This is a genomic window from uncultured Streptomyces sp. (genome assembly GCF_947488945.1).
Taxonomy (GTDB): domain Bacteria; phylum Actinomycetota; class Actinomycetes; order Streptomycetales; family Streptomycetaceae; genus Streptomyces.
The window spans coordinates 395,923-417,877 of the sequence record NZ_CANLBS010000005.1 but is presented as its reverse complement, the minus strand read 5'-3'; the positions used below and the strand labels follow the sequence as shown (position 1 = coordinate 417,877).

Genomic DNA, 21,955 nt, shown 5'->3' with positions numbered 1-21,955 from the left:
GGGTGCGCTGTGTCCTGCCCTGACTCAGAAGCGCACCCGGCTCCCACTCCGCAGCCAGGAGCATCATGTCCAAGCCGTCCAGCAGCTCGCCGCCCATATCCAGAACCGTGGAGGCGGAGCCGACGATCGACGTGCACGCCCACGTGCTGCTCCCCGCAGTCGAAGAAGCAGTGGCGGGCCACCCCGGTCTGGCAAAAGCCCGAAATCTCGACGCACGCCGCAACGGGCCGACCGCCCTTGCTGTCAGCGGCCCGATGGTGGCTGAGCGGATACCGCTGCTGACCGACGCCGGGGCACGACTGGCTGCCATGGACAAGGCCGGTGTGGACATCCAACTGGTCAGCCCGTCTCCGTCCCACTACCACTACTGGGCTCACGAGGACTTGGCCGTCCACGTATGTCGTCTGGCCAACGTGGGCACCGCCGACCACTGCGCGCAGGCCCCCGAACGACTGCGCGGACTGGGGCTGGTCCCCCTTCAGCATCCCGGTCTGGCACCGGGCCTCCTCGACCACGCTCTCGGTCTCGGCCTGGCGGGCGTCGAGATCTCCTCTCATGCTCCGCGTGCAGACGGCATGCGAACCGTGGAGCTGTCCGACCCGCGACTGGAGCCCTTCTGGTCACGTGCGGAGGAGACGGGAGCCGTGCTCTTCCTGCACCCGTTCGGCTGCACCTTGGACGAGCGGCTCGATGAGTGGTACCTGTCCAACAGCGTCGGCCAGCCCACCGAGAACGCCGTCGCTATCTCTCACCTCATCTTCTCCGGCGTACTCGACCGGCACCCGGGCCTGAAATTGGTTGCGGCCCACGGGGGCGGTTACCTCCCCACGCATATGGGCCGGGCCGACCACGCCTGGAGGTCCCGGCCCGACGCGCGTGCCGGATGCGCGCACGAGCCCAGCAGTTACCTGCGACGCCTGTACTTCGACTCCCTCGTTCACGATGCGGACTCCCTGCGACACCTCGTCCGTGCCGCAGGCGCCGACCGCGTCCTTCTCGGCTCGGACTTCCCCTTCGACATGGGCACCGATGACCCCGTGGCCGCCCTTTGGAAGGCCGAACTGGACGAAGCGGACTTCCACGCCATTCGCGGGACCAACGCCGCAGGACTCCTGGGAACGCCGACTGCCGTGCGTGCGGTGCCGCTCCCTCCGGATCGCTCGTGAGCGGCGTCACTCCCAGCCCGCATCAGGAAGGTTTCCTCTCCATGGACAAGGTCATCGACAGCCCCCACGACGCGGTTGCCGACATAGCCGACGGCGCTTCCCTCGCCGTCGGTGGCTTCGGGCTCTCCGGCATCCCCGAGGTCCTCATCGACGCCTTGCACGCACAGGGCGCGAGGCGCCTCAAGGTCGTCTCCAACAACTGCGGCATCGACGGCCGTGGCCTGGGAGTGCTGCTCTCCTCCGGCCGCATCGCCCGCGTCACTGGCTCCTACGTCGGGGAGAACAAGGAGTTCGCCCGTCAGTACCTGGCCGGGGAGCTGGAGGTGGAGCTCACGCCGCAAGGCACGCTCGCCGAACGCTTGCGGGCCGGCGGCGCAGGTATCCCCGCCTTCTATACTCCGGCGGGTGTCGGGACTCAGGTGGCCGGTGGTGGACTGCCCTGGCGGTACGCGCCCGACGGCTCGATCGCCGTAGCATCTCCCCCCAAGGAGCTACGCGAGTTCGCCGGACAGCCGCACGTTCTGGAGGCCATCACCACGGACTTCGCTCTGGTCCGGGCCTGGCGCGGTGACCGCCACGGCAACCTGCTCTTCCGCCGTGCCGCCGCCAACTTCAACCCACTCGCCGCGACGGCCGGCCGGATCACGATCGCCGAGATCGAAGAACTCGTCGAACCCGGCGAACTGGACCCGGACACAATCCACCTCCCCGGGATCTTCGTGCAAAGAATCATCCGGCTCACTCCTGAACAAGCCGCCGCGAAGCACATCGAGAAGAGGACGGTACATCCCTGATGCCTTGGACCCGCGACCAGATGGCCGCCCGGGCCGCCGCCGAACTCACCGACGGCTCCTACGTCAACCTGGGCATCGGCCTGCCCACCCTGATCCCCGGACACCTCCCGCCCGGCATCAACGTCGTCCTCCACTCCGAGAACGGCATCCTCGGCACCGGTCCCTACCCCTACGAGGACGAGGTCGACCCCGACCTGATCAACGCGGGCAAAGAGACCGTCACCGTCCTACCAGGCGCCTCCTTCTTCGACTCCGCACTCTCCTTCGGCATGATCCGCGGCGGCCACATCGACACCGCCGTCCTCGGTGCCATGCAGGTGTCCGAACACGGTGACCTCGCCAACTGGATGATCCCCGGCAAGATGGTCAAGGGCATGGGCGGCGCCATGGATCTCGTCCACGGCACCCGCCGCGTCATCGTCCTTATGGAGCACACCGCCAAGGACGGCACCCCCAAGATCCTCGACGCATGCACCCTCCCCCTCACCGGCGAGAAGTGCGTCCACCGGATCATCACCGACCTCGGCGTGATCGACATCACCGACGACGGCCTCACCCTCATCGAGACCGCTCCAGGAGTGACCGTCGAGGAATTGGTGTGCCACACCGGCGCCCCACTCCACTTCGACAGCACGAGAATCGCCTGCTGAACCGTCTTACCCGATCGGGCCCACCTCGCCCCCGGGGATGCCACTGTGCCCGACCGGCCTGCAAAGCGAACGCGGTACACAGCCATTGCTCTGAGGCGTTGTCAAGCGTGAAGGGCAGGCAGTGCAGCCGGGGATAGACAACCTGTGTCACGCGCAGTTCCTGGCTCATCGACCTCTGGCGTCAGCAGCCGAGCGTGACGACGAACGGTGTCAATGGTGCACGCGCTCACTACCCTGGGACGAATGCCCAGGACTGCTGGTCGTTGACGAAGGACGCTGAGGTGCCTGCCAGCTGACGCGCCTCCGCTGAGCCGTTGTAGACGTCGAAGGTCGACTGCAGGGCCGTCCCTCGCGCTTTGCTGATCAACCGGTAGTAACCGTCTTCCGTCTTCTCCAGCCGCCACAGTTGGTCGTCCGAGCCGGTGGCTGCCGCCACCTTGATCCGGTAGTTGCCGCCTCCTGACGGGTAGGGGTCGGTCGATGTCGTCAGCCGCAGCCCCGGACTGCCGACGTTGGTCACGGTGTAGTAGGCGCCGTCGGCAGGGGTCACGTTCCAGCGTTGCTGGTCCCACCCCCAGGACGTCGGGGTGACGGCGGCGTTGAGGGCGCTGCCGCCCTCGTAGGACTCTCCCGTGGCATGGACGGTAAGAGTGGGCTGCGCCTTGTTGACCATCCGGAACCGCCCACTGGGGCCAGGCGGGCCTGCGGCGGCGTAAGCAGAACCGTGGCTGGTGAGTTTGCCATCAGCTCCGTAGAGAGTGGAGTACTGGCAACTGGCGTTCGTGGCGCAGTCGTCCGCGAACCAGGCGTAACGCTCGAGGTAGGGCAGGTTCTCCAGGAGCGGGATCAGCTTCTGGATGAGGCCGTCCGCCTTGGCATGAGTGGGTGTGCCGTACATCGGCTTCCAGGTGGACGTGTCGACGGTCCCGATCTCGGTCAGCCAGATCGGCTTGTGCCACTTGTTCCAGGCGTCGGCCAGGACGCCGCGCACTTCTTCCAGGGCTCCGGGGTTCGTCCAGTCGGGATACATGTGGAGAGCGATGAAGTCGACTCGGTAGCCGCGGGCCCGGGCGCCCGCCATGAAGTCGTCCAGCCAGCCGCTCCAGTAATTGGCGGGGGCCGGGCTGCCCAGTCTCAGGCCCGTGGACTGCAGTGCCGGCCAGGCATTGAGAGCCTGTTCGACCGTCATGTTCGCCTGGTCCGGGAGGTCGGGCTCGTTGAAGCCCAGCAGGGCCGAGTAGTTCCCATTCTTGGCGCCGTCGGCCAGAGTGTTCACGGTCTCGCTCGGCAGTGCGTTCCAGGCCATCGGCACGTATTCGGCGTTTCCTGCCTTCGCCCCGTTCGTCGACCAGTTGTAGTACCAGCCGCTGCCGAGGGCGCTCAGCTTCGCGGCGTCGCCGGAGGAGGTGATGGCGGCGACACCCTTCTTACCGGAGCTTCTCGTCGGGGTCCCCGCGGCGTAGTCGACGACGTATGCCGTCTCTCCCGCGGCGGCGACGGCGGCTCCGGTGTTGTTGACCACGTGGTCGATGCCCCCGCTGCCGGCGAGGAAGACGCTGACGATGTCGTGCAGCGCCACACTGCTCCGGTCGGGGACCTCCACGGCTCGATCGGCGTGGAGGGGCTGTCCCTGGTTGAAGTACGAGTAGACGCCCAGGCCCCATGCTTCGTGGCTGGTGACGGAGGGGCCGACCTTGTAGGAGGCGTATCCCTTGCCCGTCGCCGAACTCATCCAGGCGGCCTGGGACGGCGGATCGTAGGGAAGCTCGCTCTGGTAGAAGACGGTCCGGCCGTTCTGGCCGTTCCAGATCACCTGGTGCTTCTGGTAGTGCTCGGCGAAGAGGCCGAGTGCGGTGACACGGTCGCCGTTGACGGTGACGCCGGTTGCCGCGGGGTTGGACGTCCAGCCGGCTCCCGCCCCGTGGTCGGCGCGCCAGGCCCAGATGTGGTCGATGATCACGTCGTTGCTGTTGACCAGGAGGCTGTTGGCGGCCCGGCCGGCTCTTGCGCCGCCGATGCGGAAGAACACGTCCTGCACCGAGGTTGGGTTCGATGTGTGCCGGACGGAGGTTTTGGAGCTGGCGCCGATGCGGACCAGGTTCGCGGAGTTGGTGGCACCCGCGTCGATCAGGAGGCCGGCCACCCGGACGCCGTCGACGTCACTGACCTGGAGGGTGGAGTTCCCTGTCGTCGGTACCAGTGTGGGGAAGCCCAGCCCCAGGACGACGGTGCCGGCCCGCGACACGTTCAGCGGCTGCGCCAGCTGGTAGGTGCCAGGCGTCAGCAACAGGTGTCTACCGGCGGCTAGTTGCGCGTTGATGGTCGCGGCGCTGTCTGCGGGCTTGGCGATGTAGAAGTTGCTCAGGGCGATGGAGGTGCCGGGCGTCGTGCCCGAGGACCATGTCGTCCCCGATGAGGACGATCGTGCCGACGGGACGAAGACGGAGTACTTCCCCGACCCGTCGACCGTCAGGTACGGCTTTTCTCTGCTGACGGGCGTGGCGGCCAGCGTGGTCATCTGCGGATTCGGGAACGACTGCGGGGGTGCACCGGAGACCCCCGAGAACACCTCGTTCCACACCGATCCGGTCCAGGACCCGATCTCGCTGTCCCGCGTGTAGTACTGCTGCTGTGTCGTGGCGTCGACGGCTCCGTCCACCTTGCTGTCCGCGATGTAACCGCCACTGGCGTAGGCGTAGTCGGCCGTGTGCAGGTCCAGTGCGCCCCGGACGTGCACCCGGCGCAGAGGTGCGGCCTGGGAGACGGCCCAGCGGTTCGTCCCTCCGGTCGGCGTGATGGACAGGTTCTCGGCCGAGCGCCAGAAGTTGGTCAGCGCGTCGCTGCGGCCCTCCACACGTACCGCTCCGTCGATCGTGACGTCATCGGGTGAGGCCCCGAGACCGGCGACCGACGTGTAGTAGCCGAGATTCGCGTCCACGGAGTACTGGCCTGGTTTGAACAGAAAGGCGTAGCGCTGCGTGCCGAACTCGTTGTCCTTCTGGACCGCGTAGGCAGCGTCCAGCTTCGCCTGGATCGCCGCGTCGGACATCGAGGGATCGAACACGACCACGTTCTGCCCGAAGTCGGGCTCGGCGGCCTGAGCGGGCGCAACAGGCAGCACGGAGAGCAGGGAGCCGACCAGCGCGCAGACGGTGAGCAGGCCGCGCAACGTGCCGGTGCCGGCTTGGCGGTGCGCAACCCGCCTCCAGGGGCGCGAACGAGCGAGGGACATGGTCATGCGAGAGCCTCTCCGGAGGGGTCCGCCGAGCAAATGAAACGATTCACTTCATGGTCGGCTTCGGTTGCTGCGTCAGTGGGGGTGCGAAAACGGTGCTGCCCACTTGGTGTGTGAGATTTCCAGTAGGCGAACGCGGCTCGGTGTGAGCGGTGGCGGGCTGCGATGCGGCCATCGTGGGAGTGGCGTCTGCAGCCTGTCAACACCCGTGCAGAGAGTCGTTTTGCCGACGGCTATGGCCGGAGGGTGCTGGCCGTGTCTCGCGGAACCGGAGGTGCAGCGTGAGCGGCCTGGTGAGGGGGGAAGCGTTTGGACTGCATAACGGTCTACAGCTGTCGATGAAGGGTGGGTCGCTACTTCCGGGCCATGTCGCCATACGCTGCTTGTTTCAGGCCGATGTCTTGACGGTGACTTCTCTTGCGTGCACTGTGGTGCGCACCTCCGAACGAAGAACGTTATACAAGAACGCCCCAGAGGCATGGCGTGCCTTGACACCCCCACGTCGTTGATGGCTGAGAGCGCGTGTCGCCGATCACCCGGTCCGTGCTCCCTGAGCAGCGCAGTAGCTCCCAATCGTTTGCAATTGCCGGCCTGCGCCTCCACACACCTCTGACGTTTCGCCGCCCCGTTGACTCACCCGTCGTGCAGCTCATCCGCAAGAGGAGAAGTGGCGTGAATCGCCCCACAGGATTGACACGGCGCGAAGCCGTTGCCGTATCCGTTGCAGTCGCGGGGGGAGCCGCGGTTGTCGCCGCCGGCCTGCCCACCGCCGCATCAGCGGCACCCCAGGCAGTCCCCTCGGTCGACCAGCCCTGGCGTGCCAAGCGACAGTCACCAGGACGCCGCACCGAAGCACTGCTCAGCGCCATGACCTTCGAGGAGCAGATCGCTCTGGTCACCGCTGTCGAGATCCCGGATTTCAAGCCCTTGGAGCACCTCGGCATCCCGGCGATGACCCGTGTGGATGCTTCAGATGGTCTGCGCGGGGACACTGGCGCGACCGCTTTTCCGGCCCCCAACGCCTTGGCCGCCACTTTCAACACCGACCTCGCGGAAAAGTACGGCACCGCGATCAGCACGGAAGCCCGCGCCAAGGGCTGGAACATCCTGCTCGGCCCCACGATCGACATCCTGCGCGACGCCCGCTTCGGTCGGCAGTCCGAGTCCTACAGCGAGGACCCCCTTGTCAGCGGACTCATCGGTGCCGCGGTCACCAAGGGTTTCCAGAAGAACGACACCATCGCACAGGTCAAGCACTTCGCCGCCTACAACCAGGAGGAGGGACGCCTGTCCCTCAACGTGGTCGTTTCCGAGCGTGCACTGAGGGAGGTGTACTACCCCCCGTTCGAGCACACGATTCGCGAAGGCGGCGCCCTGTCGGTCATGGGCTCCTATCCCAGGATCAATGGTGTGTTCGCCTGCCAGAACAGCCACATCATCGACACACTCAAGACCGACCTCGGTTTCAAGGGCTATCTCGGCACCGACTTCTACCCCCACGCGGACCGCGTCGCATGCGTCAACGCGGGCGTCGACTCCACCGCCCTCATGCCCGACATGCCCAAGGACGCCTTCAGGGACGGGCGCATCCCGAAGGAACGAACCCGGGACGCCGCCTACCGCATCTTGTACTCCCTCTTCGCATCCGGCGCCTACGACACCCCGCTGCCCGCTGCACCCACCGACGTGGTGACCACCGATGCCCACCAGGCTCTCGCTCGGACCACGGGCGAGCAGGCGACAGTCCTGCTGAAGAACGAGGGCAGTCTGCTGCCGCTGTCGCGTCGCAAGACCGTGGCAGTCATCGGCCCTGTCGGGAAGGACGCCATCACGGGTGTGGAGGGCTCCTCCTGGGTCGATCCCGGGGACTTCACCACCACCCTGGAGGCAATCACCGCCAAGTCCGGTGCATCCCGAGTTCTCTTCTCCCAGGGCACCCTCGGCGACAACACACTGCCCACGGTGCCCGGCGACGTGTTCACCACACCGGAGGGGAAGCCGGGTCTCCACGCGGAGTTCTTCGCCGGCGAGGAGTTCTCGGGTATCCCGCTGACCGCGACCACCGCAGCGACCATCGACTTCCGATCCGGCACCCCGATCAGTGGCCTCCCCTCGGCCTGGTCCGCCCGCTGGACGGGTCGGATCACCCCGCCCGCCACCGGGCTCGTGCGGTTCGCCGTGCTGCTGTCGGGAGCGGCCCGGCTCGTCATCGACGGCGTGACCGTGATCGAGGAATCCCGCTACGCTTGGGACTCCTTCATCGGCCCCAGGGAGTGGCCGATCGGCGGCGTGACCGAACTGGTCGAAGGCAAGACCGTCAACATCACCGTGGAGTACAGCACTAAGGACGTCGGCTACAACGGACCCGGGCTGGTACTCGGCTGGCAGCCCGAATCGCTGATCCCCGCCGCTGCGGCCGCCGCCAAGAAGGCTGATGTCGCCGTCGTTTTCGTCAACAACTACAGCGGTGAAGGTCTCGATCGCGAGGACCTCAACCTGCCCGGCGACCAGAGTCAGCTCATCGAAGCCGTCGCTGCGGCCAACTCCAACACCGTCGTGGTCCTCAACACCTCCGGCCCCATGCTCATGCCGTGGCTCGGCCGGGTGAAGTCCGTGCTGCAAGCCTGGTACCAGGGTGCCGCCACTGGCACCAGCATCGCCAACATTCTCTACGGCGACGCCGAGCCCGGCGGCCGCCTGCCCATGACCTTCCCCGCGACCGAGGAGCAGGGTCCCGCTCAGTACACAGGCGGCAAGAACGATGCCGCCAACGGCACCCTCACCTACGACGAGGGCATCTACGTCGGCTACAAGTGGTACCAGAAGCACGATGCCGAACCGCTTTTCCCCTTCGGACACGGGCTCTCGTACACGACCTTCAGTCACGACAAGTTGCGAGTCACCAGTCGTGGCCGCGGCGATGAGGCGGCCGAAGTCAGCGTCCAGGTCCGCAACACCGGCCGCCGCACAGGTTCGGAAGTAATCCAGGTCTACATTGGGCACCTCCCCACCAAGGTTGACACCCCGGCCAGGATGCTTGCCGGCTTCGCCAAGGTGACCCTTGAGCCCGGTGAGCGCCGCGACGTGGCGGTCACTGTCACCCGGCGGGCCCTGTCCTACTGGGACGAGTCCCAAGGCACGTGGGTGACTCCCATCGGCAAGGTCCCCGTATATGTGGGCCGTTCGGCCACCGACACCGAGTACGCCGGCGTGATCACCGTTCGCTAGCGGTCGGGTAGACCCCGCGAGAGATCATCCGAGGGAGCCGCGGGCCGGACACTGCGGCATGATGCTCGGAAAAGACTCGGTGCGCCGGTGGCGGTGGATGGGCGCGAGCCCATCCACCGCCACCGGGCGGGGCGGGCCGTGAGCCGAAGTGGTTGAGGGCATGACTGCCCAGTGCAGCCATGCCCTCCTGGACCGGCTCAAGCGCACCTGCCTCAAGCCGGTCGAAGTTTTCTCCGGCCGGGGCTTCAGCTACGCCCGCCACGAGGATTGGGCAACGGCCTCGGTACAGCCGTTGGCGTTGAGAACGACCGGTCAGGGCGTGAGTGCGCTGACACGGTTCTCCTATTCTCGGCGGGCGTTGCGCCGGGCCGGTATGTAGAAGGAGCCCTTGGCCACCGTCGCGCGGCTGGCAGCGGGCGAGGAGCTGCCGGTGTACAGCGGGGACGGTGCTGACGCGCAGGGTGTAGCCCTGGCCCGCGCCGTACAGTCGTCCCTTGGTCGAGCGCGGCACGCTCGGCGGGCTCCAGCTCGCTGGTGCGGAGGTAGTCGGCGATCTTGCCGGGCACGTCGAGGCTGACCGGCAGCTACGGGGCGGGTGCGTCCTCCTCGCTGGCGGTGTGGTCGGGTAGGAGGTCGGAGACAGCCGTGCGGATGGCGCCGCGGCTGACGCCGTGGTCGCGGGCGGGGGCGGCGAGGGAGCCGCCTTCCAGGCACGCGGAGCGCAAGTCGTCGGTCTGGGGGGCGGCCGCCACGGTGGGGCGGCCGCCCTTGCTGCCCTTTGCCTCGGCGGCGCGCAGACCCGCGTAGGTCAGCTCGCGCTGGAGGCCGGGTCATTGGACGCCCCTGATGCCTGTCGTCAAACGGTGGCACCCGCAAGTGATCAACGCACTACTCACGGACGATCATGTGACTGTGGAGACACCCGTGCGGGACGAGATCTTGGCCGGGCTGCGGGAGTTCGGGTGGCGCCCTGTACGACAGGACGGGGTGGCTTCTGTGATGGGTTTCAGGGCAGTTCCCGGTCGCGGGCGGGTTCCGCTTCCTTGAGTCGGGTCGCTGCCCAGCTGGCGAGGAGTTTCAGCCGGTCCTCGTCGGGGCTTCCCGGCTCGGCCGTGTAGATGGTCAGCGAGTGGACCTCGCTTTGTGAGATGGGCAGGTCCAGCGGCTGGTAGACGAGTTTCAGCGGTCCGGCGTCAGGGTGCTGGAACTGCTTCACCCCGCCGTGGTGGATGCGCACGTCGTGGGCGGCCCAACGGGTGCGGAACTCGGGGCTTGTTGTGGACAGTTCACCGATCAGCTCGCGCAGAGCCTTGTCGTGCGGGTAGCGGCCGGCTTCGGCGCGCAGCAGAGCGACTGTGGCGTCGAGTGCGCCCTCCCAGTCGGTGACGAAGTCGGGTGCGCCGCGGTCGAGGAACCAGTACCGGGCGAAGTTCGGACGGCCGCGTTTGTCCGTGGTCTCGCTGTTGAACAGCGGCGCGAACAGAGCGCGGGCCAGCGCATTGGTGGCAACGATGTCCAGGCGACCGTTGGTGACGAACGCCGCGGACAGCGTCATGGAGTCGAGCAGCCACTGGACGCGGGGCGGGATGTCGACGGCCTTGCGGCGGCGCGGGGTTCGGCTGGGTGGCTGGGCGGCCCTGGCCAGGTCGAAGAGGTAGGTGCGTTCGTCCTCGTCCAGCTGCAGCGCGCGGGCGACCGCGTCGAGGACGTCAGCGGACACGCCGGCGATGTGGCCCTTCTCCAGCCGCGTGTACCACTCGGTGCTCACGCCGGCGAGGACGGCGACCTCCTCGCGCCGCAGCCCCGGAACCCGGCGTCGGCCGCTGGTGGGCAGCCCGACCTGCTCCGGGGTGATCTTGGCGCGCCGGGTGGCGAGGAAGTCACGGATCTCGGCGCGGTGGTCGGGGAGGCGTTCCATGCCCTCCACGCTACGACCCCGCTCCCAGGGAAGGGGGGTCGAACTTGTCCCCCCCATAAACGCAGCCTGCCGCGCCTGACGCAGCTGCGGTCTCCTGGAATCGCGCCTCGGTCACGACACCACCAGCCGTCGCGCCTTCACCTCCGCCGATCGAAATGAGGTCCCTCCATGGAACGCCGCAAAGCGCTCGGACTGATCGCCACCACCGGAGCCGCCGCCACCTTCACCGCTCGGCCCTCCTTCGCTGCGGAGGGCGGCCGCGCCGCGAGCGCCACAGGACAGGGCAAGGCCAAGGGCGGTTACACCTTCCCGCTGGACAAGAACGTCAAGCGGACCTCCGTGCGGTTCAAGAACCGCTACGGCATCGAGGTCGCCGCGGACCTCTACATGCCGAAGAACGCCAAGGGCGAGCTGCCCGCCCTGGCGGTCAGCGGACCGTTCGGCGCCGTCAAGGAACAGTCCTCTGGGCTCTACGCCAACGAGTTCGCCCGCCGCGGCTACGCCGCCCTGGCCTTCGATCCCTCCTTCACCGGGGAGAGCGGGGGTGTGGTGCGCGACGTGGCCTCGCCCGACATCTACACCGAGGACTACAGCGCCGCCGTCGACTTCCTCGGCCTGCAGAAGATCGTCGACCGCGAGCGGATCGGCGTGCAGGCCATCTGTGGGTTGAGCGGTATGGCGCTCACCGCAGCGGCTGCCGACAGCCGTATCAAGGCCGTCGCCACAGCCTCGATGTACGACATGTCGCGCAGCATGTCCCGCGGCCACGAGGACTACTACACGCGTGAGCAGCGCCAGGAGGTCGTGGACCACCTCAGCCGGCAGCGCTGGATCGATGCCGAGAACCGCACGTACGCGCGACTTTCCCACGAGGTCCCCTTCGACGAGAACGGCAACGTCGCCCCCTCGAACCGCGTCCTGCCCGAGACCCTCCCGGCGGACGCCGACCCGGTCACGAAGAGCTTCTTCGACTACTACCGCACCGAGCGCGGCTACCACCCGCGCTCGATCAACTCCACAACCGCATGGACCGCGACCACACCGATGTCGTTCTTCGCCTTCCCGCTGATGACGAACCTCGACCTGCTGGCGCCCCGCAAGGCCCTCCTGGTGGCCGGCGCCGACGCGCACTCCCGGTACTACGCCGAGGACGCCCAGAAAATGGCCCCCGACACGGTCGACCTCGTGATCGTCCCGGGCGCGGACCACGTCGACCTGTACGACCGCAAGAAGCTCATCCCCTTCGACAAGCTCGACGAGTTCTTCACCAAGAACCTCGCCTGAACGTGAGTACCTCTGCAGGCAGGCGACGGCCCGCCCGCCTGCCGACAGAGGTGGCGTGACCAGCTGCCACAGCGCTGGCCTCCACCCCGATCTGGACCCCGCTGCGGAGATGAAGCATGACCACGCTAGGAGACACCCTCCACGCCCCCGCCGACCTGCGGAGCAGTAGCCACGAACTGCCGCCCGCCCGGCTCCCGCTCCTCGTCTACGTGCTGGCCCTGGGCACGTTTCTGATGGGCACGACCGAGTTCGTGGTGGCGGGCCTGCTGCCGGAGATCGCCGCCGACGTGCAGGTCGGCATGGCCCAGGCCGGCCTGCTGATCACCGTCTTCGCGGTCGGGATGATCGTCGGCGCGCCGCTGATGGCGATGCTGACGCTGCGGCTGCCGGCGCGGCTGACGCTGATCCTGGCACTGGGGATCTTCGCGGCCGGACACGTCGTCGTCGCACTCGGCTCCAGCTTCGCGCTGATCCTTGGCGCCCGGTTCCTGACCGCTCTGGCGACCGGCGCGTTCTGGGCAGTGGCCAACGTGGTGGCCGCACGCGCCGCCGGTCCCGCCGCGAGCTCTCGCGCTTTGGGGGTCGTGGGCGCCGGTGCGATGCTCGCGAACGTCGTCGGCGTACCGCTGGGCGCGTTGGCCGGACAGGTGATGGGCTGGCGCGGGCCGTTCTGGGCGCTCGCCGTGCTGGGTGCCGCCGCCATGGTGCTCATCGCCCGCCAGGTTCCGCGCCACACCGGCGGCGACCAGGCGGTCTCGGTCCGTTCCGAACTGTCCGCTCTGCGCTCGGGACGCCTGTGGCTGACGCTTGCGGCCTGCGCGACCACGACAGGCGGTGTGCTGTCGACGTACACCTACATCTCGCCATTGCTGACCGGCCGGGCTGGTCTGGCCGCCGGTCTGGTGCCGCTGGTACTGGTCGGCTTCGGGGTCGGCGCGCTGACAGGCTTCCTGGTGGGAGGCCGTCTCGGGGACCGCCGTCCGTACCTGACGACGATCGTGGCGCCCGCGGTGACCACGGGTTTGCTGCTGGCGCTCTGCCTGCTGTCCGGATACGCCGCGCCCACGATGGTGCTGATCACCTTGCTGGGACTGTTCGGGCTCGGCGCCAACCCCGTGCTGATCTCCCTGGGCGTCCGCTTCGCAGGACGGGCCCCCACCCTGGGCTCCGCCCTTACCGTCTCGGCGTTCAATCTCGGCACGGCCATCGGCTCCTGGACCGCCGGCCTCGCCCTCGACTCTGCCTTGGGAGCCACCGGCCCGGCCGCCGTCGGCACCGTGATCGCCGCTCTCACGCTGATCCCCACGATCGCCATCGCGCTTACCCAGCGCCACCCGCGCACACCCGCGGCGAACTAGTCCCTTCCAGCGGACTCGACGGCGCGAACCCTTTCACATCGAGGAAGACGCGGCCCCGCCGTGCCGTCCTGAACACGAACAATCCGGCTCCTCACGCGCTGGCACGACAGAGCAAAGGAGACCCCACGATGCGTGGAGTAGTGATGTACACCGCCGGAGACGTCCGGGTGGAGGAGCGCGAAGACCCGAAGATCATCGAGCCGACCGACGCGATCGTGAAGCTGACGGCGACCTGTATCTGCGGCTCGGACCTGTGGCCGTACCGCGGCATCGAGCCCGCCGACCACCAGGTCATGGGCCACGAGTAAGTGGGCGTCGTGGAGGAAGTCGGCTCCGAGGTCGAGAACGTCGAAATCGGCGACTTCGTCGTCGGGTCGTTCGTCATCTCCGACAACACCTGCGAGATCTGCCAGGCCGGCTTTCAGTCCGAGTGCGTACACGCCGAGTTCGTCTCGCAGACGATCGGCACCCAGGCCGAGAAGGCCCGCATCCCGCACGCCGACGGCACCCTCGTCGCCACCCTGGGCCAGCCCGACCTGGAGCTCATCCCCAGTGGCGACCCCGGCGAGGCGGCGGGCACGGCCGCCGAGGCATTCGCGCACCTGCCGGCCGGCTACCGCATCGGGCTGGTCCGCTCGCGTGCCGCGGCGCTGCACCGGCGGCTCTCGGGCGGGTCTCGCGATCAGCTCGGGCAGGCGGTCGCGACTGCGCCGAACTCAGGCGACTGACGGCTTCCTCTTCGTGCGGGCCGCGTCGACGGCGGTCCGGCACTGTGCCCCGGACCGCTCGGTCCGGGGCACAGCAGCACGGTGCGGTGAGGGGCTAGGACCAGCCGTGCTCGGTGAGCGACTGGTCGCCTTCCAGGTAGCCGAGGAGGCCGGCTTCCGGGTACTCGATGATGTCCTCGGGCAGGTCGTGCACGGTGAACCACTGGAGGCGGAGGCACTTCTCGGGCTCCCGGTTCTCCGGCTCTCCGGTCCACTCGGTGGCTTCGAAGAAGAACCCGATCCGCTCGATGCCGCCGCCCTGGTGGTGGTGCACGGTGTGGACCAGACGGAGGTGCCGGGGGTCGACGGTGACCCCGGTCTCCTCCCGCAGTTCGCGGGCCGCTCCGACGCTCAGGGGCTCGCCCCGGTCGAGCTTGCCCGACGGCATGTGCCACCGGCCGTGCCCATAGGGGGCTCCGCGCTGGGAGAGGAGCATTTTGTCGCCGTCGCGCAGGATGACGTGGGTGTCGATGACGGGGGTTGCGAGTTCCGGTGTCATGGTCCCTGAGTGGTTGTCGACTGTGGTGGAAGCGCCGACGCTACCGGTGGAGCGGGGATCGCGTCGGCTATCCGTGCGGCTACCTCCGATGGAGTGGCGGCCCCGGTGTCCACGACGAGGACCCGCACGCCCTCAGGTGTCGCCGCCATGTCCTGTCGCATCGCACCTGATGCTCTTTCGGGTGACGGAGGTAGCACCCGGAGATCACCCAAGTGTCATCGCGAGCAGGTGAGTTGCAGTCGGTGTGGATGGGCGGTAATCCCTTGATGAGAGGGAGCGACGGACACATGCTGGTGCTGTCGACACTCGCCAAAGCCGAGGAGATCAGCGTGGGTGAGCTGCCCAAGACGGTGCTCAAAGCTCGGGTGGAGCAGAAGCACTGGACCTACACCGACTTCGTGAAGCACTTCGAGAAGGCAGCACGAAGGCTCGGCATGACCGGCCTGACGGTCTCCGAAGCCCAGTTCCGGCGGTGGACGGCGGGCAAGGTCCAGGGCCTGCCCGCCGCTGACGCATGCCGCGTCCTGCGCGACCTGTTCGGCATCGATCCCACATCCCTGTTCGCGGCTCCCTCGCCCAAGTCACCCGTACCGAACGACCTGGAAGCCGAGATCGAGATGACCGCACGGAACGCACAGGAAGCGGCCGGCGCGGCCGCCGCATCCTCCATCTCCGACACTGCCGTGGAACAGCTCCGCGACGACGTATTGAACCTCGCCCGCCGCTACGAGGTGACGCCGCCGGCCGACGCGTTCCGGGCAGGCAGAATTCTGTGCGCCCAGATCGAACAACAGCGAGACCGGACGCAGGTGCCCGTTCAGCAGCAAGAGCTGCTCGTGCTGGCCGGCCAGACATGCGCCATCCTGGCCACGGCCGCATTCGACCTCGGGATGTTCGACAACGCGACGCGGCTGGCCCGCTCAGCGTCCCTGTACGGGGAAACCGCACGCTTCGAACCCCTGCGCGCCTACGTGGGCGGCACGCTCGCCTACATCGCCTACTTCTCGGCCCGGCCCGCCGAAGCAGCACAGCACGCGCGCCGCGCCGCCATGCTGCCGGGCCTCGGCGACGTCGGCCGCCGCCGTCTCGCTGCCATCAAGGCGCGTGCCTACGGGCACCTCGGCGACATCTCCGCCGCGCAGGACGACCTGCACGACGGGGTCGGGGGTGAGTTCGGCTTCAGCGACGAGCGCCTGGCCATGTCGAACGGGTCGACATGCCTGCTGCTCGGCGACGGTCACGCAGCGGAGGCCGCGGCCGAGAAAGCCCTCGCGCTCGTCTCCGCCAGGCCGGGGAGCACCCGATCGCTTCCCGTGGTATGAGGTGCCGCAGCGGACCTGGCCGCGGCCCGGCTCATGCGCGGCGATCTCGACGGTGCCGCAGACGCCCTTGGCGACGTATGGGAGGTACCAGACGATCAGCGCGCCACGGGCCTCCTGGCCCGTACCCGGCAGCTCCGCCGCGCGCTGACGGCCTCGCAGTACCGTGACGCTCCGCTCGCCGGCGAGATCGGCGAGCGGCTGGAGCACTTCGCGCGCACGGCCCAGCTTCAGCGCGGAAGCGGTGTCCTGGCGGCACTCGAAGCCTGATCAGGACAGGGCTGCGAGGATCTTGGCCTCCTTGTCCGGAGCAATCCCGTGTTCCGCCCAGCGTGGGTGGTCCACGGGGCGGCCGTCAGCCTGCAGCCACTTCCACGTGTTCGCCACCGTCTCGACCAGTGGCTGGCACCGGAGACCCGCGTCCACCGCACGATTCGGATCAACCGCCCAAACGCCCGCCTGGGCTCGCCACAAAGGAAGTTCGGTCCACGGCGTCACCCCATGCTCGATAAGCACGTCCGGGTCCGCCCATACCGGCTTCCCGGCCGCTTGCGTGACTGCAAGGCACGCTTCGAGAAAGCCCTGAAAGGTGATGCCCTGCGGGTGGGTGACGTTGTAGGGGCCGCTGGTGGTGGCGGCGGCCTGGTCGACGGCGAAGGCGGCCACGTCTCGCACGTCGACGGGCTGGATCCGGCGACCGGCCGGGCCGGGCGCCAGGATCCGGCCACCGCGTGCCGCCCGGTGCAGCCACCACGGCAGACGGCCCACGTACTCTTCGGGCCCGAGTATGACCCCCGGCCGCAGGAACACAGACCGGTCACCGAAAGCCTGCGCCACCGCCCGTTCGGCCCCCGCCTTCTGAAAGCCGTAGACAGTGGGCGATCCGCCTGGGCCGGTGTATCCGAACGTCTCATCCGCGTCGACCGGGCAGTCCAGCACGGGGGACGACTCGGCCAACGGCTGGTGTGGCCACCCCTTGTACACGGACACCGTAGACACGTGCACCCAGCGAGCCACCTGCCCCTCCAGCACGCGGACCGCGCGCAGAACGTCGCGGGGAGGCATGTCGGCACTGGACGTGTCCACCACCGCGTCCCACGGTCCGAAGGCCGCGAGCCGCTCCAGATCCCCGGCCTCCGTACGGTCCCCGTGGACAGCCCGCACACCTGCGACGTCACAACCTGATCGGCCACGGTTGAAGGTGGTCACCTCCCACCCGCGGCTCAGAGCTTCCGCAACGATCTGCTTGCCCAAGAACCACGTTCCGCCGAGCGCCAGGATCCTCATGACCCGACATCCTGCCGCTTCTGCTCACGCTCACGAAATGGGTCCTCTGCAGGCTCAGCATCGCGGGCCTTGGCGACGGCCGCGCGGGCGTCGCCGCCGTACAGCGGCACAGCCTGGAGTCAATCGAAAGTTTTGGCACCGTGGTACGAGGCGCAGACGGTGTCGGCCGTGAGAGGGCCGTCTCCCCGGGCCTAATCTGTATGACTGCTGCTTCAAAGGTAATTGAATTGCAAAGCACTCCTTCAGCTGCAGGTCAGCAAGTCCTCACCGCCGACGCGGGGGTATGAGGTGCTTTCGAGGTGCTTTCCGCGGTGCTAGTCGAAACAGACCCGCGACGACGTCGGGATCACCAGGACGTCCGGCAGCCGCTGTATGGACGACTGCCGTGTCTGTCAGTCCGGGGCCGGCAAAAAACTGCCCGCTTCTCATGGATCTTCTGTTGCTCCAGCCACTTGAAGACCTCGGCCCTCTTGTACAGGACCTTGGCGTTCCTGCCCCGGCCGAGCTTGTAGCCCTTCAAGCCTAGTTTTGATGCCTCTCTATAGACCCAGCTCGTGGACATACTGAGCATCGCAGCGACCTCGGAAGTGTCCATGAGGATGGGCTCGATGCTGGGGCGTCGGTGCGACAAGCTGATATCGGTGCGGGTCTCATCGGGGTGCGACTGACGTCCCACGGGCAAGATGACTCCTTGAGGCTGGCCTGAGCCTGATCGCGGCAGCGGTTCGCGCTCTGCTCCGGTCGGATTGCAAACGTTGCTGACGCCCGTCTGTGCCACCGCTAAGAGTCGCCGGACGAGCTACAGCCATGGTCGTGAGAATCGCCGGTTTGGCTAACCGGCGATCCGCCGCTATGTTGCCGCGCTGCTTCAGCCCTTCCGGACTTGTTTGGGACGGTGGGCGCCTCCTTCTCTGAGGTGCGATCCGAGGGTCTTGAGCCAGTCGGCCTATGGCGGCGCGTGGTCCGACTGCCGGCTTGTCGAGCACCCTCGCTCCTGAGTGCCCTCCAGGCCGTTCGAGTGACGGTGATCATGGACGTCCTTCGGGGGGTGCTACCCACGCTGGGGCCGTCGCCACCGTCCCTAAGGCTGGGACGAAGCCCTCTTCAGGAACCTGACGGGGCGTCAGAGAAGTCAGCAAGTGGTCAGCATGAGTCCTGAGAAACGTGGGGACAGCTGCTCGAACATGCGACTCGTTGTAGGGTGTCGAAATAGCCCTTGACCTGCAAAAACGCAGGCAGGGAGCCTACTTGTGGGAGTGCCTCAATGTTGCGTACAATGTTCAGGTCCAAGATCCATCGTGCCACCGTGACCCATGCCGACCTGCACTACGTCGGGTCCGTGACGGTCGACCGTGACCTGATGGACGCCGCTGACCTGCTGCCCGGTGAGCTGGTGCACATCGTCGACATCACCAACGGCGCCCGGCTGGAGACGTACGTCATCGAGGGCGAGCGCGGCTCCGGGGTGATCGGGGTCAACGGTGCGGCGGCCCACTTGGTGCACCCCGGGGATCTGGTGATCCTCATCAGCTACGCCCAGGTCGACGACGCGGAGGCGCGGACGCTGGTGCCGAGCGTGGTGCACGTGGACGCGGGCAACCGGATCGTCTCCCTCGGCGACGACGCCTCCGCGCCCGTGCCGGGTACGCGGCAGGAGCGCAGCCCGCACTCGGTGCCGGTCGCGGGCTGACCGCCCTCCGGCCTTGCGCCCCAGCCGCCCCCACGGGACAGGAAGGGTCGGCGCCGGACGGCACTGCGGGGGCAGGGGCCGGGGGAGGGGCGCTCGGAGGTGTGGACTCGGCAGGCGGGGGCAGCCGCAGCGGGAGACGGTGGGGATGAGCTCCACTCGTACCTTTCGCACCTTTGGAGGCCGCGATGACGCAACCGTATCCCGACCCCGTCCAGCCCCCGATGCCGACGCCGACGCCCGTCCCCGGCCCGGCACCGGTGCCCACGCCCACGCCGCCGGGCCCCGGTCCGATGCCGCCCGGTCCCGCGCCGGACCCGATTCCGCAGCCGCCCCGGCCGAACCCCGAGCCGGTTCCGGAGCCGGAGCCCTCGCCGCAGCCCGCCGGCTGACCGGACGAAGCGACGGCGCGGCCGCCCCGCGCGGGCTCCCTCCCGGCCCCTCCCGGCCCTTCCCGGCCCCGAGGGAGCCCGCGCGTCCGCGCCAGAGTCCCAGCAGGGCGTCCGCCTGGGCCGAGCCGCTCTCCTCGGCCGGCGACCCCAGATCCTGGGCGTCCCGCACCGGGGCGACCGTACCGGCCGTCGAACAGGTCCGGCACCGCCGTGAGCAGCGCGGCCGCGTGCTCCTCGTACGCCGGGCGGACCGTGTCGTCGGCGAAGTTCACCGGCAGCCCGCCGCCGACGTCGAGGCTCGTGCCCCGCCGCTCGCCGAGGGCCGCGTCGGTCTCCTCCGCGAGCGCGTGGATCTCCGCGACCCCCGCCGCGATCAGCTCCAACGGGCAGATCCCGGAACCGATATGGGCGTGCAGCCGGGTCAGCCGGGGCCCTTCCGCGAAGGCGTTCAGGACGGCCTCGCGTGCGCCGGGATCGCACAGCGCCACGCCGAACTCCGGGTGGCGGTCGCCGTGCTCATGGCGCCGATGGAGCCGCCGCCCACCTGCGGGTTGACCCGCAGCCCCAGCACGGACGCGGACCCGGCCGGCCGGAGCGCCCCGATACGGCGCAGCTCGGCGGGACTGTCCGCGCCCTGGGCGGAGGGCGTAGGAGGCATGCCACCGAGCACGGCCCACACCCGGCGACTCGTACTCGTGCCACGGCCGCCCCCGAAGCCGGAGGAACCCGCGCCGTCAGTCGGCCGGACCGCCGACCGCGCCGAGCATGCTGCGCGGGTGCACCGGCGCCGGTCCCAACGTGGTGCTGCCGGGGGCCGCACGGTGGCCGAGCCCCGTCCGGTACGCGTCGAGGGCCGCCTCCGTGCGTCCCGCCCTGCGCAGCAGGTCGCCGAGGAGTCGGCAGATGTCCGCGAGGTCGCCCGCCGCCCCCGCCCGCTCCAGCAGCGCGAGCGCCGTCACGTAGTGCTCCTCGGCCGCGTCCACGTCACCGCTCTCCGCCCGGATCAGTCCGAGCAGCCGGTGAGCCCCGCCCGCGTGCACCGAGCCGCGCTCCGGATGGAGCTCGCCGAGCAGCCGCAGCAGCAGTTCCTCCGCCTCCGCGCCCTTGCCCTGCCTGCGCAGCACGTCGGCCAGTTCCACCTCGACCTGCGCGGTGTACAGTGCCGCCCGCTTCGAGGCCAGCATGGACCGCGCAGTCCTCAACTCGCTCTCCGCGCCCGGCAGATCACCGTCCTGGGCGCGCACGTACCCGCGCATCCAGTGGCAGTGGGCCATCTCCGTGCGGATTCCGAGCCGTTGGTAGATCTCGGACGCCTTGGCCAGCGACGCGTCCGCCTCGGCCGTGCGGCCCGCCGCGATCAGCGTACGGGCGACCTGCCGGTGCATGCCCGCGATCAGCTCCGGGTCGGACACCTTCGGCGCGAGGGCCAGGGCCAGTTCGCCCGCCTGCGCGGCCCGTGCGTGCGCGCCCATGTCCATGTAGGGGCCGATCGACGCGGTGTGCAGCAACAACAGCGCGCCGGGGTCGCGTTGCCCGGACGCGTTGATCTGCTCGATCGCGTTCTCCACCAGGTAGCAGGAGTAACGCAGTTCGCCCGTCAGCAGGTGAACGATCGCCTGACCTCTGACGGCAGGCGCCCGCCGGGCGGGCGGCGCGTCCGCGAGGAGCCGCTCCGCCTCCTCGAAGTGAGCCCGTGCGACGGGTAGATCGCCCGCGTCGAGGGCGCACTCGCCGAGGCCGAGGGTGGCCGCCGCGCGCTGCTCGTCGAGGCCGAGCCGCTCGGCCTCGACGAGGAGGGCGGCGAACGACGCAGCCGCCTCCTGGGTCTCCCCGGTCGCGAGCGACCGCCGGGCCGCGGCGACGGCCGGTGCCGGCTCGGTGGTGCTGTGCGGCGAACCGTCCCCGACGCCGGCCGGGCCGCTTTCCGGCCGCTGCTCCGCCGCGCGTCCCGCCGTACCGTTGTCCGTCATCGGGTGCCCCCCTCTTCGCCTGGTGCCGCGCCCCGGCCCGACCGGTGGGGGGACGCGTGCCGGCGTCGCCTCCGACCCGGGCCCGGCGGGGGTTGCGGGCCCCAGAGTAATGGTCGGCGGGCAGGTGTCGCGCGCCCGTCCGTCAGGAGGGACGGCGGCGTCGGCCGGACGCGCCACGCCGCCGTTCGCGGAAAGCGCCTGAGGGAGGCGGAGTTCCCGATGACGAGGGGCGCCGAGCACGCAGGCTGATCCAGTCCCGGGCGGGTTCTGGATCGCTCGTGGCACCGGAGCCACGGAGGGCGGCCAACCCCCGCGATCATGGTCGGCCACCCCCCGCGCCCGGGCGTAGGCCGTGGCCCACGACCTGCACCCGTCCACGGGCTGCCCGGCCTTCACGGGGC

General features: G+C 68.9%; 16 protein-coding genes and 2 pseudogenes. 10 read left to right on the top strand and 8 right to left on the bottom strand.

Going from position 1 to position 21,955, the window contains the following annotated elements; translation table 11 throughout:
* Positions 1-65 precede the first annotated feature (65 nt).
* The 3 genes from Q0994_RS10570 to Q0994_RS10560 are packed head-to-tail and all read left to right on the top strand — an operon-like array spanning position 66 to position 2,610.
* Complete coding sequence (locus Q0994_RS10570; RefSeq protein WP_299532015.1) at positions 66-1,166, top strand: amidohydrolase family protein; 1,101 nt, start codon at positions 66-68, stop codon at positions 1,164-1,166.
* 41 nt (positions 1,167-1,207) lie between these two features.
* Positions 1,208-1,960 (top strand): CoA transferase subunit A, encoded by a 753-nt coding sequence (locus Q0994_RS10565; protein ID WP_299532012.1) that lies wholly within the window; start codon positions 1,208-1,210, stop codon positions 1,958-1,960.
* Positions 1,960-2,610 carry a CoA transferase subunit B gene (locus Q0994_RS10560; RefSeq protein WP_299532008.1) on the top strand — a complete coding sequence of 217 codons (651 nt, stop codon included), beginning with the start codon at positions 1,960-1,962 and terminating at the stop codon, positions 2,608-2,610. The genes Q0994_RS10565 and Q0994_RS10560 overlap by 1 nt, the downstream gene beginning before the upstream one ends.
* Before the next feature lie 229 nt (positions 2,611-2,839).
* On the opposite strand, the gene Q0994_RS10555 is transcribed toward Q0994_RS10560, so the two are convergent.
* Positions 2,840-5,848 carry a glycosyl hydrolase gene (locus Q0994_RS10555; protein ID WP_299532005.1) on the bottom strand — a complete coding sequence of 1,003 codons (3,009 nt, stop codon included), beginning with the start codon at positions 5,846-5,848 and terminating at the stop codon, positions 2,840-2,842.
* A 669-nt stretch (positions 5,849-6,517) separates the two neighbouring features.
* Between Q0994_RS10555 and Q0994_RS10550 the strand changes: the two genes are divergently transcribed.
* The gene (locus Q0994_RS10550; RefSeq protein ID WP_299532003.1) at positions 6,518-9,073 is read left to right on the top strand and encodes a glycoside hydrolase family 3 protein; all 2,556 of its coding nucleotides are present in this window, start codon (positions 6,518-6,520) and stop codon (positions 9,071-9,073) included.
* Positions 9,074-9,657: 584 nt separating this feature from the next.
* Here the strand turns inward: Q0994_RS10550 and Q0994_RS10545 are convergent.
* Both Q0994_RS10545 and Q0994_RS10540 read right to left on the bottom strand, forming a co-directional pair.
* Positions 9,658-9,825 (bottom strand): hypothetical protein, encoded by a 168-nt coding sequence (locus tag Q0994_RS10545; protein ID WP_299532001.1) that lies wholly within the window; start codon positions 9,823-9,825, stop codon positions 9,658-9,660.
* Between the two features lie 254 nt (positions 9,826-10,079).
* Complete coding sequence (locus Q0994_RS10540; protein ID WP_299532153.1) at positions 10,080-11,075, bottom strand: helix-turn-helix domain-containing protein; 996 nt, start codon at positions 11,073-11,075, stop codon at positions 10,080-10,082.
* Positions 11,076-11,159: 84 nt separating this feature from the next.
* Here Q0994_RS10540 and Q0994_RS10535 point away from each other — a divergent pair, with 84 nt between their 5' ends.
* The 3 genes and pseudogenes from Q0994_RS10535 to Q0994_RS10525 all read left to right on the top strand — a co-directional run.
* The gene (locus Q0994_RS10535; RefSeq protein ID WP_299531999.1) at positions 11,160-12,275 is read left to right on the top strand and encodes an alpha/beta hydrolase; all 1,116 of its coding nucleotides are present in this window, start codon (positions 11,160-11,162) and stop codon (positions 12,273-12,275) included.
* A gap of 116 nt (positions 12,276-12,391) precedes the next feature.
* On the top strand, positions 12,392-13,633 hold the full coding sequence (locus Q0994_RS10530; RefSeq protein ID WP_299531996.1) for an MFS transporter: 1,242 nt from the start codon (positions 12,392-12,394) through the stop codon (positions 13,631-13,633).
* Between the two features lie 128 nt (positions 13,634-13,761).
* A pseudogene (locus tag Q0994_RS10525) lies at positions 13,762-14,187 on the top strand (alcohol dehydrogenase catalytic domain-containing protein); the annotation flags it as partial.
* A 268-nt stretch (positions 14,188-14,455) separates the two neighbouring features.
* On the opposite strand, the gene Q0994_RS10520 reads toward Q0994_RS10525, so the two are convergent.
* The gene (locus Q0994_RS10520; protein WP_299531993.1) at positions 14,456-14,899 is read right to left on the bottom strand and encodes an NUDIX domain-containing protein; all 444 of its coding nucleotides are present in this window, start codon (positions 14,897-14,899) and stop codon (positions 14,456-14,458) included.
* Positions 14,900-15,186: 287 nt separating this feature from the next.
* Here Q0994_RS10520 and Q0994_RS10515 point away from each other — a divergent pair, with 287 nt between their 5' ends.
* Positions 15,187-16,221 (top strand): DNA-binding protein, encoded by a 1,035-nt coding sequence (locus Q0994_RS10515; RefSeq protein WP_299531991.1) that lies wholly within the window; start codon positions 15,187-15,189, stop codon positions 16,219-16,221.
* A 33-nt stretch (positions 16,222-16,254) separates the two neighbouring features.
* A complete protein-coding gene (locus Q0994_RS10510; protein ID WP_299531989.1) occupies positions 16,255-16,488 on the top strand; it encodes a hypothetical protein in 234 nt (77 codons plus the stop codon).
* Here Q0994_RS10510 and Q0994_RS10505 read toward each other — a convergent pair whose 3' ends face one another.
* A complete protein-coding gene (locus Q0994_RS10505; protein WP_299531987.1) occupies positions 16,489-17,505 on the bottom strand; it encodes an NAD-dependent epimerase/dehydratase family protein in 1,017 nt (338 codons plus the stop codon).
* 346 nt (positions 17,506-17,851) lie between these two features.
* Entirely contained in the window at positions 17,852-18,100 is a 249-nt protein-coding gene (locus tag Q0994_RS10500) for a helix-turn-helix domain-containing protein (protein ID WP_299531985.1), read from the bottom strand.
* Positions 18,101-18,769: 669 nt separating this feature from the next.
* Here Q0994_RS10500 and panD point away from each other — a divergent pair.
* Positions 18,770-19,195 carry an aspartate 1-decarboxylase gene (panD, locus tag Q0994_RS10495; protein WP_299531983.1) on the top strand — a complete coding sequence of 142 codons (426 nt, stop codon included), beginning with the start codon at positions 18,770-18,772 and terminating at the stop codon, positions 19,193-19,195.
* A gap of 568 nt (positions 19,196-19,763) precedes the next feature.
* On the opposite strand, the pseudogene Q0994_RS10490 reads toward panD, so the two are convergent.
* Both Q0994_RS10490 and Q0994_RS10485 read right to left on the bottom strand, forming a co-directional pair.
* Positions 19,764-20,215: pseudogene (locus Q0994_RS10490) on the bottom strand (diaminopimelate decarboxylase); the annotation flags it as partial.
* Between the two features lie 103 nt (positions 20,216-20,318).
* The gene (locus tag Q0994_RS10485; RefSeq protein ID WP_299531981.1) at positions 20,319-21,554 is read right to left on the bottom strand and encodes a lipopolysaccharide assembly protein LapB; all 1,236 of its coding nucleotides are present in this window, start codon (positions 21,552-21,554) and stop codon (positions 20,319-20,321) included.
* Between the last annotated feature and the right edge of the window lie 401 nt (positions 21,555-21,955).